The organism is uncultured Porphyromonas sp. (assembly GCF_947254915.1).
Classification (GTDB): Bacteria; Bacteroidota; Bacteroidia; order Bacteroidales; family Porphyromonadaceae; genus Porphyromonas.
Genome location: NZ_CAMYEZ010000054.1, coordinates 1 through 13,049, shown reverse-complemented (window position 1 = coordinate 13,049; position 13,049 = coordinate 1). Strand labels below are relative to the sequence as shown.

Below are 13,049 nucleotides of genomic sequence, written 5' to 3'. Positions count from 1 at the left end.
CCCCAAAACATATACAAAGCGGAGACAATATCAAATGCGATGTTAACCCAGCCCCAATTGAATAGAGTGTAGAAGGTCTCTATTCTTGCCCATGATGGTTCAAAGGCGATAAAGAAAGAGAGAACAAATACAATTACTCCAAATGAATAGAGAGAAAGTTCCCTTGGAGGGATGTGCAAAATTCGACGCAAACGACTGCTTGGAACAGTGCGTGCTTTCTCATGATAAATCAGTTGTTGTAAAATACTGTACTCAATTTTTCGATTCAAAGCCTCCTCTGCATCTTCCCGATCTCTTTGGTTTGGGGGAACACTTTCATAATTGGCAATTGTGTCATCTACACGCAGAGTAGCCAAAGAGATACGTAATGTTTTCCTCTCTTTGGGCAAAATGGTCAGCAATGTATCTAATATAGAACTTTTGCCAGATCCATAGGGTCCTGTTAAGGCAATGTTCTTAATTTTCTTATTTTCAAAAGCAACGTCTAAGACTTCTTTTAAGTCCTCAACGATTGGATAAGCATCATTGTCTCTACTTATCAACTCTGGCAATAATGGCTGATTCTTCATTTATGACAAGATGAATAATGTATGTACTATTCTACTTAATATTTACTCCCCTCCATATTCCTTGAAGTGCTCCACCTGCTCCATCACTTGCTCAAAGACTTCTTGATTATACTGAGGCGGATAGCCTGCTGCTCGAAGGCAGAAGTATATCTTCTGATTGAGATCAGCACGTATTTTTTGATTGTTGAGCCAGTCGGTAAATGACGACTGTACATCGATTAGCTCCTTAATCTTCTTGGCCAGTGCCTTGCACTTATCGTTGATGATGAGTGAGCCTACACGCTTGTCCTCGCCATATACGAAGTTATACTTATCTCTGAGGTATATCAAGATATCGTAGAAAGCTTTCTCCTCAAAAGTCAAGCCCAGCCCTCTGAAGCTCTCCTTATCCTCACCCAACTGATGGAGCAACTCCATCGCTTGCCTCGTGGCTTCATCTATGATGGCAGAGACAGCTTCGCTCTGAGTGGCAGACGCCTCTTCCGCAGAGAGAGCCTCCTTACGCTCGTGATAAGCTTCTAGCGTCTTACGAAGCAGATCTTCATACTTCTCAGCTGCTACCTTATTGGTGTTTTTGTATTCTCGAATGGTCTTGCGCAGCATCTTGACCAAGAGCTCGAGCCTTGTAGCCGGGAGCTTAATATTCTTGAGTTGCTCAGTAAACTCTGGACTGAATATTTGCTCCTCGACATCGGTATCTAAGATACTGACCACAGAGCTGCAGCGCAGAGCCTCCTGCACCATACGTTCGACCGCTCTATTCATACTCTCCACATCGTGCTTCTCGCCTGAAGTCTTACGCACATACGAAGCTACGGCCATATAGCACTGCGAGAGGGAGAGCTCATCGTGCGAGAGTTCGCCAGAGGGCTGGCACACATCGTAAGCCGCTCTCAGTCGCTTCACATGAGCTAAGAAGAAGGTCTTGGCTCCCACCTTTTTAGAGACACCCTTACCATTCTCTATATTCAGTGTCTCACTCATCGTGAGGATGTACTCAGCTGCTTGAGAGAGGCACTCCAAGCGCGCTAAGGGCGTTGCCCCTTTGTCGGTAAAGGGCGAAAGGTCAAAGCCTGAGAATAGCTGCTTGATAATCTCTAGCTCAATGTGCAGAGCCTCGTGGGCTTGAGCCACATCATCCTCGCTGGGACCGAAGTCATCACCTTCGAAAGAACGCATCGCCTCCATCATGTTTTTGTGAATGCCGATGTAGTCAATCACATAACCAAAGTCCTTGCCAGGGTAGTTGCGATTGACACGGCTGATGGTCTGTATCAAGGAGTGCTTTTGCAGAGGCTTGTCGTTGTAGAGATAGGTCAGACAAGGTACATCAAAGCCCGTAATCCACATATCTACCACGATAACGATGCGGAAGTTGCTCTCGGGCATTTTGAAGGCATCGTCCATCGCTTTGATACGCTTCTTGTCGCCTAAGTAGTGATACATATCTGCCGCATCATTGCTACCACGTGTTGCCACCATAGCTATGGTCGGCATAGGGGTGAGTTTCTGTAGATCCTCTTGGGGCAGGCGACTATCATCGGGCGACTTCCGCTCTATGAACCAATCTGGGCGGAGCTTTTTGAACTTCTGTAATAGTCTATAAGCGATCTCTCGTTTACTACAGACGATCATAGCCTTCTGCACCACATCGATGCGGTTGTCACAAGCCTGCGTGTAGTGCTCAATGATATCGGTTGCCAAGCGTTCCAGTCGGTCGTCATCGCCTAGTATTACTTCCATCGCACTCATAGCCTTCTTGCTCTGAGCGACATCTTCTTCTGTCGCTCCCTCTTCGGCACATTGCTGGTAGTAGGCATCTATCTCCCTGACCTTCTCTGCCTCCAGTGTTACTTTGGCAATACGTGGTATATACTTGATATCTCGGGTGATGCCGTCTGCCACAGCCTGCTGCATCGTGTAGCTATCCACGATCTGTCCGAAGACTTGGATAGTATCATCAATAGGCGTACCCGTAAAGCCCACAAAGGTAGCGTTGGGAAAGGCGATACGCAGCAGCTCAGCATAAGGCTTGGTGACAAATGCACCTAATCTATCTTTGTCCTTGTCTTTGACCTTGAGTTGCATGTTGAGGCGCACTTGCGTACGGTGGGCTTCGTCCGAAAAGCAAACGATGTTGCGTCGCTCGTTGAGTAGCCCCGTCTCCTCACAAAACTTCTGAACGGTACAGATAAAAAAGCCGCCAGTCTCACGCAAGCTCATCTCCTCTTTGAGATCGGATCGGTTCTTTATTACCTCGGCTGCTCCGAGTGACAAAAACTCTTTAGAGCGCAGGAAGAGCTTGCCCGCTTGTGTCTGAAGGTCGTCACGATCCACAATCATAACGATGGTGGGCGAACCCAACTCGGGACAGCGTAGTGCGAGCTGCCGAGCGAGAAACATCATCGTATAGGTCTTGCCACAGCCGGTAGCACCGAAGTAAGTTCCCCCGCGAGGATCCCTCTCCGCATAAGCCTTGAGAACGTGGTCTCGTAGCTGTCTCGTAGCAAAGAACTGCGGGTAGCGACACACGACCTCCTCCTCCTTGTCGCTCTTGACATCGGGGAAGTAAATATAGTCTCGCAATATCTCCAGGAAGCGCACAGGCTCATACACACCGCACACGATGGTGCGTACTTGGTCTATTCCGCTCTGGGCTGAGGGCTCTTCGTTGCGCACTTTCTTCCAAGCATAGTAATGCTCATAGGGCGTGTAGGTGGTGCCAAGTTTGGTATTGTTTCGTGTGGCATCACTGATACAAGAGAGTGGGCAATACCTCAGGAGATGGGGGATGTCCCGCATATAGCGTGTATGTATTTGCTCGTAGGCACTGGCTATGGAGGCTGTGGCATCGGTGGGGTTCTTCAGCTCGAAGATACAGAGTGGTATGCCGTTGACAAAGAGTAGCACATCGGGGATGCGGATGTCTCCCCCCTGCCCATAGCCCACCTCAAACTGGTTGACTGCACGGAAGCTGTTACGCTCCACCTCGTTGAAGTCTATGTAAGCAATGTCAAAAGCCACGCCATCACGCTGTCTTGTATAGCGGTAGCCGTCTACAAGGAGATGATAGGTAGCACGAAGTCGGTCAAAGTGAGTCTGCCCACCCGTGTGGCGCAGGTGGTCGATGATATTCGTCACATCGTCGGGCTCTAACTCGGGGTGCTGGCTCTGGAGGAAGCTGGACAAGTCCTCCGTTAGGAGGAGCTCTTCATTGTGGCGATGTAGCTCACCCCCATACGTGTAGTCCCATCCCACCTCTTGCAGGAGAGCGATGAGAGCCTTTTCGTAATCGCTTTCGTAGAACTTCATAGTCGTCAATCTTTATCTTTTGGGGGCATACGCTTCGTGTGAGATTGTGCTAGGCATTTATGGCATACTGTACCAAGGCGGGGCAGAGCGTTGTGAGTCTCTCGCGTGCCTCTCGGGCAATGCTTTTCGCCTCCTCAATACAATGGTAGAGGTTCACAATAGACTGCTGTACCTCGAGTGGGGGCAAGGGGATTTGTACACGGCACAGCTCCTCCCAGCTAAATGTTTCTCTGGCACTGCCCCAAGAATTGAAACGAGCATAGCGGTCAAAGTCACCTCGACTGAGTAATATATAGAGGTATTCAGGGAGCAGTTCGCCTATACATTTGAATACTTCGTATGAAGATGAAACTATATAGGTTTGCTCACTGCTATTGATGGCAAGAGAGATTTTACCTCCATTGCGAGATGTCACTGAAACATAGCAAAACGTTGTTGGTTTCACAAGCTTGTACGGAGTAAGTGCAACCCCTTCCATATTCGCTTTCGTGTCAATGAATACTTTGTCTATGCTGATGCCCATTACGTCCTCTACAGAGTATTTTCCCTCTGTGTTGCGCTCATCCACCTCCTCGATATAGTCGCCGAGGGGGACAGAGGGGTATTGGCATTTGCAGTCAACGATAAACGCCTGACAAGCTTCGGTCAGTGGAGCAATCAAAGCTTCGTTGTCTTCGGCTAAACGCTTCAAGCCCTCGTAAGTTGCCACCAACTCTTGCTGCACCTCCATACTCGGCAGAGGAATGCGAATGTCAGACATCTCAAAGAAATTAAATTCAGGTCTTTGACTGCCAAAGTTTAAGAATGTAATTTGACGAAAGAACTCATCGCGCCGAAAATAGAGATAAAGGAACTCTGGAATAATACATTGCCGACCTCGTTCATTGAGCCTAAAGACTACATATAGATGAGATACGATACAAAGCCCCTCTTGACGATATGCAATAGAGCCGATGTTCAAACGAGATGGGTTGTAGACAAAATCTCCATTCAAGACAATCTTATATGGTTTAAGGTTGATGTCTATCGTATTCGCTTTGGAAGAGCTAAATGTCCCATCGCTATTTACGCCTTGAATAAGGTCTACTCCGTATGTCAAATCCTTGTTATTTGCCATACTTCGCTCGATATAGTCGCCGAGGCGTACCCACTTCGTTTTATTCGCAGTCATAGCCGAGCTGATGGAGTGCTTTGCGTAGGTTTTTGTCGTTCTGCTCTTGGCGTTGGAGCAGCGTCCCCACGCTCTGTGCCGTTTGGCTCAGCACTTGTTGGTAATCTATGTGGCTATCACGGTCTACAAACTCGATGTAGCGACTGGGAACCAGTGTAAAGTCATTGGCTCGTAGCTCGTCTATACCTACTGAGCGATAGAGTTCGGGCTCGGCATAGGTTGCGCCGTCTGTACCCTCCGCCTGCCAATCGTGATAGATGGCTACGGCTCGCTGGACTTGCTCCTCGGTAAATATCACTTTCTTCTTCTGCTCCCCCTTGACACTGTTTCCCGTCCAGCTACGCAAATCCATAAACAGTACTTCGCCCAGTCTCGAGCGGAGCTGGCGGTCGTGCCAGCGTCCGCCACGCTTGTTTTGGTTGAGTATCCACATCGTGACGGATATATCTGTCGTATAGAAGAGTTCGCGCGGGAGTACGACGATGGCTTCGACTTTGTCCGCCTCGATGAGTTTCTGACGAATGCTTGCCGTATCGCCATCGCCTAGAGCTCCATTTGCTAGGAGAAAGCCCGCTACACCACGCTCGGGATGAAGCTTCGAGAGCATGTGGAGTATCCAAGCATAGTTGGCATTGCCCTCGGGTGGCAAGCCATAGTCTGCCCAGCGAGCATCATGGCTGAGGGAGACGTCGTACCACTTCTTGAGATTGAAGGGTGGGTTGGCCATGATGTAGTCAAAGGTCAGGCCTCGGTGCATATCATTCGTAAAGGTGGAGGCATTGCGCTCGCCGAGGTGGTGCGAGATACCACGCATAGCGAGATTCATTTTCGCCAAGCGATAAGTGGCGGGGTCAGACTCCTGCCCATAGACATTGACCTGCATGATGTCGCCTTGCTTCGCCTCAACATATTTGGCACACTGCACAAACATACCGCCTGAACCACAGCAAGGGTCGTAAAGAGTGCCATCAAACGGCTCGACAAAAGCGGCAATCAGCTCCACAATATCGTGGGGCGTATAAAACTCGCCCTCCTCTTTGGTGGCATTGATGGCAAAGCTCTTGAGAAAGTACTCATAGACCCGCCCGATGAGGTCTCGCTCCGTGCCAAAGGTCTTGTGCGAGATCTTGTGTACTTCGTCCATCACCTTTTTGATGACATTCGCCTCGAGATTGATACTCGTGAAGAGCCCTAGACGTACACAGCCCTTGAAGGTCTCGCCACTATTTTCTAGCGCATTCAGAGCGTCGTCGAGGGAGGCGTTGAGCCTTGTCGGGGGGAGGAGTATGAGCTCTCCCCAGCGCGCCGCTGCTGGCACGAAGGCGATACCGCTATACATACCTGGCTGGTCGAGGAAGTTTTTTATCTCCTCCTCGTCTGTCATGCCATTATCGAGACACTGCTGGCGTAGTCTCTGCTGCTCGTCCTCAAACTTCTCTCCAATAAAGCGGAGGAAGACGAGCGTCAAGAGCAAGTCTCGCTTATCGTTGAGAGAAGCATTACTGCGGAGATAATCCCGGCAGTTAAAGAGGATGGCTTCGAGGCTGGGTGCACTCGCCTGTGCTGTTTTCTTTTTCTTCGCCATACGATACTTTAATGGTGTCTATATCTTTTGTAGCTACAAACTTACTGAAATTCTCAGATTCCGCCAATCTAGCTTAATCCAAATAGTAGATGGTACATTCCACCCGCTAGATAGACTCTAGATAGACATTAAAAAGCATAAAACCATCGAAGTTGCTGAGTCAAATATTCCAACCAGTAATTTTTGGGTGCGAAAAAGGGTGTAAACCACGTAACACGTTGATTTACACCCTTTACTGCGGAAGCGGGGGGATTCGAACCCCCGGTACGGTTACCCGTACGACAGTTTAGCAAACTGTTGGTTTCAGCCACTCACCCACACTTCCTTTTTGGGCTTTGCTGGCACAAAGGTACTACTTTTATTTGACTTGGCAAACTCTGACCTCACACCGTAGATTGCATCAGAGATCTGACAAGCTGGGAGATTGACTATCCGATGAAATAAGAAGCTCTTCTTCCGCTGAAAAGCTTTTATCGGACAGCTATAGTTGCAAATTCGTTGCAAATGGTAGGCTTGACTTTTTCATACGACGATATATAGCGAGTTAGTTATACTTCCTAATCCGCTATATATCAGCCTATTCCGCTATGGTGGTCCCACTTGGGCTTGAACCAAGGACTCCCTGATTATGAGTCAGGTGCTATAGCCAACTGAGCTATAGGACCCGATGAGTTGCCAAATGGCTTACCTCTAATGTGTGTCTTAACGCACAAGACACTTGCCGAGGAAGCGCTACTTGCTCTGTCGTGGTGCAAAGGTAATGCTTTTTTCCGATATATGGACTGACTCAATAGCCTTACGCATATGCATTGAGGCGTCCATCTACGTCATCATCAAGGAAATCAAACGATTCCTCAGTGGAGATTTTGGATTATCCAGTGAGGAATGAAAAAAATCTTCGGAACTTTGATTTCATTTTTCCGAAGTTTCACTTCACTCTTCCGAAGTTTTATATCGGCTCTCCGTGGAAAACAAAAGATCTCCACCGAGGTGCTGTGGATTTCCTCGGTGGAGACTAGAAGATATGCATTCTCCTAAAAATAGCTACATTTGTAACGTTAATAGGAGTGCGTATAGCTTTTATTGTATGCAAGCTCTCTGTATTGTCTTCTTGCGTTTTTACCAATGAAGAGACTGAAGTATTTACTCTGGTTGGTTGTCGTCTTCGTTCTCATCCTTTTAGGATATGGGGTTGTTCGTTATGTCCGACTTCTTGAGAACTCTTTTGAGGCAAGTATTTCTCCTATAGATCCAGTCTATAGGATGGCTAATCATCCTGTCTGTTTGCCAGATAGTATGGTTTCAGAGAGAGAAAGAGAGCTGTTTTATACAGCAAAGATATATGGACTAATTGAGTACAAATCGACATCTTATAAAGAGAACTATGCTCGTGAACTGCTCTATCCTATATTGCAGGAGGTGGTTGAGGAGAATGTCTCTATCAAAAGTTTTAATGACAAACTACAGCAAGCATTAAGTACAGAGCTGGCACGCATAGGAGGGGAGACAAATGCTGATAGTCTCTTTGCGATAAGTGAAGAAGGATGGGTGCGAGAGTCTTCTGACCTGACTCAAGAAAGCAAGATGCTCCTCGGTCGGCTCGCTCACGCTTACACTCAGATAGATAAGACTAGTGCGAGCTTTGCCACTTACAACAAATCTAATGGTCCCATAAGGAGGAAAGGCTCCTATAGTGATCTTGATTGGCGCAATCCACTTAATCGCCTTATCGGGCTCTTTGACTTCTACTCTTTTGTCTATTATTTCTATCCAAACAGGCAGTTGTTTGAGCAGCCTTGGGACTTGTCCTTGCAACAGGCTATCCCAATGTTTCTGCACGTTGAGAACGAAGTTGATTACCACAAGGCAATCCGCTATATCACAGCAAGACTGAATGACTCTCATGCGTCTCACTCGACAGCAATGGATACGCTTCTATTCGGAGAGCGCAGGGCTGGGTTTAGGATGAGATCTCTATCGGGGAGATGGTTTGTGTACAGTAAGAGATCAGCCAACTATCCCACCAATGTAAAAATAGGGGATGAAGTCCTATCGGTAAACTCCATCCCCATAAAACACCTAAGTGATAGTCTTGCTCTTTTTGTCTCTGCGAGCAATGCTTCAACTCGAGATAAGTTTCTCAATAATGCGATTTTGTCAACCCCTCAAGAGAGCTTCGTTCTGAAGATTCGACGAAACAAGGACACCTTAGAAGTTAAGGAGAGAAGCGAACATATGGATTACTTCAACTCTCTGAAGCTAGAGGAAGAGGGTAAAATGAAGCCTCAGTGGCTTAATGATTCCGTTGCTTACTGGCACTTGGCATCAGCAAAGCAAGACAATGTGGAGAGCTTTTATCGTCAAGTTTGCAATGCCCAATACATTATCCTTGACCTAAGATGCTATCCATATCCATCGTCCTTTAGGGAACTATCTAAGTGCTTTATCCCCAAAACTGAAAACTTCGCATACATAGTCTACCCTGACAGTCAGCGGCCAGGAGAGTTTAAGTATGTGCCCGGGGCTCAGCATCTAGGCAGTGAACTCTATTACAAGGGTAATGTTATTCTGATCGTAGACAACCAGACCGAGAGCTTCTCGGAGTATCTCTGTATGATGCTACAAAAGAACCCCAAAGCCATTACTGTAGGAACTTCTTCATCTGGAGCGAATGGGAACGTACATTTATACGAATTCCCAGGAGGAGTCATGACTTTCTTGACAGGTTTAGGAGTTTTGGACTCAAACTACTTTCCAATGAATGGACGAGGTGTCAAGATCGACGTTCCAGTTCTTTTTGAGACAGATACTATTCTGACCAATGTAGACCCATATCTATCAAAAGCTATTGAGCAGACTCTTTGTGCAGTGCTATGATGCGCTGATTGGAGCTGCCTCTGAAGGGGAGCTGTGGGTCGTAGAGACTCTGTACGAAGCGTCCATCAACGAGTACATCTATATAGTCTAGTAGTGGGGCACGTGTGGGGTCTTGTTCTATCTGCTCGAGCGTGTAGCCTGTGTAGCACCAGATCTCTAGCCCCGTGTCGCTCTTGAGACGCTGGAGGAGCGTGAGTAGCTCCCCAGGACTGAACATCGGATCCCCTCCACTCAGCGTGATGCCGTCGAGGAGGGGATTGTCGTTGATCTCGTCAATGATCTGCTGCAGGTACTCCTCCGTCAGGGGGGTGCCTACGAGCGGACTGTGACTCTCTGGGTTGTGACATCCGGGACAGTGATGGGAGCAGCCTGCTAAGTAGATGGAGCAGCGTATCCCATCACCGTCAAGGATGGTCTCGGGTATGACCTTGAGGACGTTCATCCGAAAGGCGATAGACGAAGGTTAAGAGGCTAGTGATGCTTGACGCGATCAGCCTCTTCGGCACGCTTGGCGGAGTTCCACGAGGAGAGGTCGCCTGTCAGGTAACCTGTGATGCGGCGCATGCGTAGTATGTCTTCGCCACCACATATCGGGCACTTCGCATAGATGACCCCTTTGTAGTGACATTCGCGACAAGTGTCTATCGGGTGATTGATAGAGCCGTAGCCAATGTGGTTGTCTTGCATTAGCTTGACAATCTTGGCGATCGCCTTGACATTCTTCTTAGCCTCGCCATCAAGCTCAATATAGGTAATGTGTCCTCCCAGCGTGAGTGCGTGGAAGGGAGCCTCCAGACGTATCTTGTCCGCAATGTGGATCTCCTCCTTGACATCGATGTGGAAGGAGTTGACATAGTAAGCTCTATCGTTGACCCCCTCAATGACCCCGTAGCGCTTACGGTCAAGGCGTGTGAAGCGTCCTGAGAGACCCTCAGCTGGAGTGGCTAGTACGGAGTAGTTGAGATGGTAACGCTCCTTAAACTCCTGTGCTACCTCACCAATGATCTCAACACAGTGGTAGAGCGTGTGCCAAGCGTCTTCGTTGGTGCCGTGTCCCTCACCGTAGATGGCGCACATAGCGTTGTGCCCACCGATGAAGCCGATGCCGAGCGTACCGCTGTCTATCACGTGACCGACGGGGTCGTTGGGACGCAGGGCACCACCGCCCTTCCAGACATCATTGCCCATCATGAAGGGGAACTGACGCGCCAAGGCTGTCGCCTGAAATTCGTAACGGGTGTGTAGCTGCTCGCCCACGAGCTGAGCCATTTCCCGAATTGAAGTGTAGAGCTTATTGATCGCTATACTGCGCATTTTGCCTAGATCCTCCTTCGTACCCATCTGCTCCTTAGCATAGCGCATTGCTTCGATGGCTAGGCGAGGTAGATTGATCGTCGTAAAGGAGAGATTGCCACGACCGATCGAGGTGCGTGGCCCATTGATATTCTCAAAGACACGCGTACGGCATCCCATCGTTGCGATCTCATGGCGGTAGCGCAGCGGGTCATTGGCATCCCACTCATCACTATGATTGAAGGGCGTATCGAGGAAGACAAAGTTGGGGAAAAGCGCCTTTGCCGTTGTCTCGCAAGCCTTCAGGAAGAGGTCAAAGTTTGGCGTCTCAAACTCTATCTCCCCAGCCACAGCACGGTCGAAGTCTTTCATCGCACGGTCAAAGTCCGCCTCGGAGTAGTTGACACCATCCTTGACCTTAAAGATCTGTATCGGGAAGACTGGCACTTCGCCACCTACGCCTAGACCTTCGGTAGTCGCTTTCATTAGCTCCTCAATGACCATACGTCCCTCGGCAGAGGTGTCGGTACCATAGTTGATCGAGCTAAAGACGACCTGATTGCCACCACGCGAGTGCATCGTGTTGAGGTTGTGAATGAAGCCCTCCATAGCCTGATGCGTGTCACGACGGGTGCGCTCGATCGCTTGATTGATGAGGTAGACCAGCTCTTTGCGTGGTATCTCCTTATTGACCCTCTGGCTTAGAGCTTGACACAGATTCGTCACCGCCGTCGAGGTTGGGACGATACTATCTAGATGCTGACCAGCCAGCTCTCGTATCTCTCGCACTGAGGGCAGGTCTGTAGCTCCCTGGCAGTGGAGGAATAGGCGGGTCGTATCGGCGATATGCTTGAGAAAAGTCTTGTAGACGCCAGGAGCCATGAAGAAGTCAAAGGCTGGTATCGCCTGTCCACCATGCTGCTCGTTTTGGTTCGTCTGGAAGACGATTGTCGCCAGCGTGGCATAGCTCTGTATGCTCTGAGGCGTGCGTATGCTACCATTCTTCGTGTGGAAGCCCCGCTCGTAGAGATCCGCTAGATCGTACTGGATACAGGTGGTCGTCTTGGTAGGGTAGTAGTCGAGGTCGTGGATGTGGATATCGCCACGACGGTGCGCCTCAGCATACTGCGTGGGGAGCAGGTAGCGGTAGGTGTAGTCCTTAGAGACTTCAGATGCGAAGGTCATCATCTGCCCAGCGGGCGTGTGACTGCTCATATTGGCATTGCTCAGATTGACATCGTTGCTGTCGATGGTTACGATGCCGTCAAGGTTGCGCTTGAGCTCGCTCTTCTTCTGACGCTCTGTGTTGCGCCACTCGCGATAGAGTATGTAGCGCTTAGCCACCTCAGGCTGCACCTTCATAAGTTCGCTCTCGACGAGGTCTTGCACCTCCTCGACAGAGATGACCTCCTGATCAATGCGCCCGAGGACACCCATAGTTACGGTCTTCGCCTCTTGGAGACACTCGGTCTGACCTGTTGCGATGTAGGCTTTGAGAACGGCGTTCTCAATCTTGGACGGGGTAAACGGCTCCTGAAGCCCATCCCGCTTGATGATTTGTTTGATTGTTGTTGTCATACTTCAATTCCCGAAAGTAATGTAGGTTGCTCACGTCATATCCATCTCTCGTGCGACTGTCGCTTTTCTAGTGGCACTCCTCGTCTTATCCCTTACGATCTCTGTATGCTAGGGTCGGTCTTCTGACTTATCTCGTCGGGACTGTGCTATGTGTAGCGTAGCCCTACTCGGAGTAATCTCCTTCCCATCTTATGAAGCTAAGACAGTGGATATGTGATCCTCCTCCAAGGCGAGAATTACAGCAGCGGGTTCTGTACTGGACTCACACCAGTTTCCCAATGACTAGGCGATATGCGCTAGTTCACCCTATTATATATAGATCGCAGATTGACGAAAGAAGGGGTAGCGTAGGGCATCCTTGTTTGTTGCGAGTGCAATATTACAGCTTTCCTACGAGATGACCAAATAAAACAACTTTGAAAACGATAGTTGTTGAAAAGTTGTCCAAAAGTAAATTGCAATAACTTGTGGATTAGTCGTTTGCGAAAAGTGAGTTTTTTGGAAGTTTTCCAATTAGAATCTTTGGTCTCTCTGCTTTGTCTACTAAGTTGTCGGTATTGGGCAGCTTTTCTTTAGTAAAGTGAGTGGCGAAAGCAAATTCAAAGTGCATCCTCCAGGGGGGGGGACGCATTATAGCGAACGAGTGCATCTACGTCTCTATGGC

General features: G+C 48.8%; 6 protein-coding genes, 2 tRNA genes, 1 pseudogene and 1 riboswitch. Of the genes and pseudogenes, 1 reads left to right on the top strand and 8 read right to left on the bottom strand.

Annotation, left to right across the window (positions count from 1 at the left end; translation table 11 throughout):
* From Q0X57_RS04570 to Q0X57_RS04545, 6 genes and pseudogenes are all read right to left on the bottom strand, one after another.
* Positions 1-569, bottom strand: a pseudogene (locus tag Q0X57_RS04570) (hypothetical protein); the annotation flags it as partial.
* Between the two features lie 42 nt (positions 570-611).
* Positions 612-3,881, bottom strand: a complete 3,270-nt coding sequence (locus tag Q0X57_RS04565; protein ID WP_297728304.1) for an HsdR family type I site-specific deoxyribonuclease — start codon at positions 3,879-3,881, stop codon at positions 612-614.
* A gap of 49 nt (positions 3,882-3,930) precedes the next feature.
* Positions 3,931-4,998, bottom strand: coding sequence for a restriction endonuclease subunit S (locus Q0X57_RS04560; RefSeq protein WP_297728302.1), 1,068 nt, complete (start codon positions 4,996-4,998; stop codon positions 3,931-3,933).
* A gap of 40 nt (positions 4,999-5,038) precedes the next feature.
* Positions 5,039-6,637, bottom strand: a complete 1,599-nt coding sequence (locus Q0X57_RS04555) for an N-6 DNA methylase (protein WP_297728299.1) — start codon at positions 6,635-6,637, stop codon at positions 5,039-5,041.
* Positions 6,638-6,875: 238 nt separating this feature from the next.
* Positions 6,876-6,962, bottom strand: a tRNA-Ser gene (locus Q0X57_RS04550).
* 263 nt (positions 6,963-7,225) lie between these two features.
* Positions 7,226-7,302, bottom strand: a tRNA-Ile gene (locus Q0X57_RS04545).
* Positions 7,303-7,762: 460 nt separating this feature from the next.
* Here Q0X57_RS04545 and Q0X57_RS04540 point away from each other — a divergent pair.
* Positions 7,763-9,514: a S41 family peptidase gene (locus tag Q0X57_RS04540; protein WP_297728296.1), complete on the top strand. Its 1,752-nt coding sequence runs from the start codon at positions 7,763-7,765 to the stop codon at positions 9,512-9,514.
* Here the strand turns inward: Q0X57_RS04540 and nrdG are convergent.
* Positions 9,483-9,956 carry an anaerobic ribonucleoside-triphosphate reductase activating protein gene (gene nrdG / locus Q0X57_RS04535; protein ID WP_297728293.1) on the bottom strand — a complete coding sequence of 158 codons (474 nt, stop codon included), beginning with the start codon at positions 9,954-9,956 and terminating at the stop codon, positions 9,483-9,485. The genes Q0X57_RS04540 and nrdG overlap by 32 nt on opposite strands.
* Positions 9,957-9,985: 29 nt before the next feature.
* The gene (locus Q0X57_RS04530; RefSeq protein WP_297728290.1) at positions 9,986-12,385 is read right to left on the bottom strand and encodes an anaerobic ribonucleoside triphosphate reductase; all 2,400 of its coding nucleotides are present in this window, start codon (positions 12,383-12,385) and stop codon (positions 9,986-9,988) included.
* Positions 12,386-12,479: 94 nt separating this feature from the next.
* Positions 12,480-12,709: riboswitch (cobalamin riboswitch) on the bottom strand.
* Positions 12,710-13,049 lie beyond the last annotated feature (340 nt).

Excerpts from the sequence above, each read along its gene's own strand:
- Q0X57_RS04565 (WP_297728304.1), bottom strand. The coding sequence starts at position 3,881 with ATGAAGTTCTACGAAAGCGATTACGAAAAGGCTCTCATCGCTCTCCTG.
- Q0X57_RS04540 (WP_297728296.1), top strand. The coding sequence starts at position 7,763 with ATGAAGAGACTGAAGTATTTACTCTGGTTGGTTGTCGTCTTCGTTCTC.
- Q0X57_RS04555 (WP_297728299.1), bottom strand. The coding sequence starts at position 6,637 with ATGGCGAAGAAAAAGAAAACAGCACAGGCGAGTGCACCCAGCCTCGAA.
- Q0X57_RS04530 (WP_297728290.1), bottom strand. The coding sequence starts at position 12,385 with ATGACAACAACAATCAAACAAATCATCAAGCGGGATGGGCTTCAGGAG.
- nrdG (WP_297728293.1), bottom strand. The coding sequence starts at position 9,956 with ATGAACGTCCTCAAGGTCATACCCGAGACCATCCTTGACGGTGATGGG.
- Q0X57_RS04560 (WP_297728302.1), bottom strand. The coding sequence starts at position 4,998 with ATGGCAAATAACAAGGATTTGACATACGGAGTAGACCTTATTCAAGGC.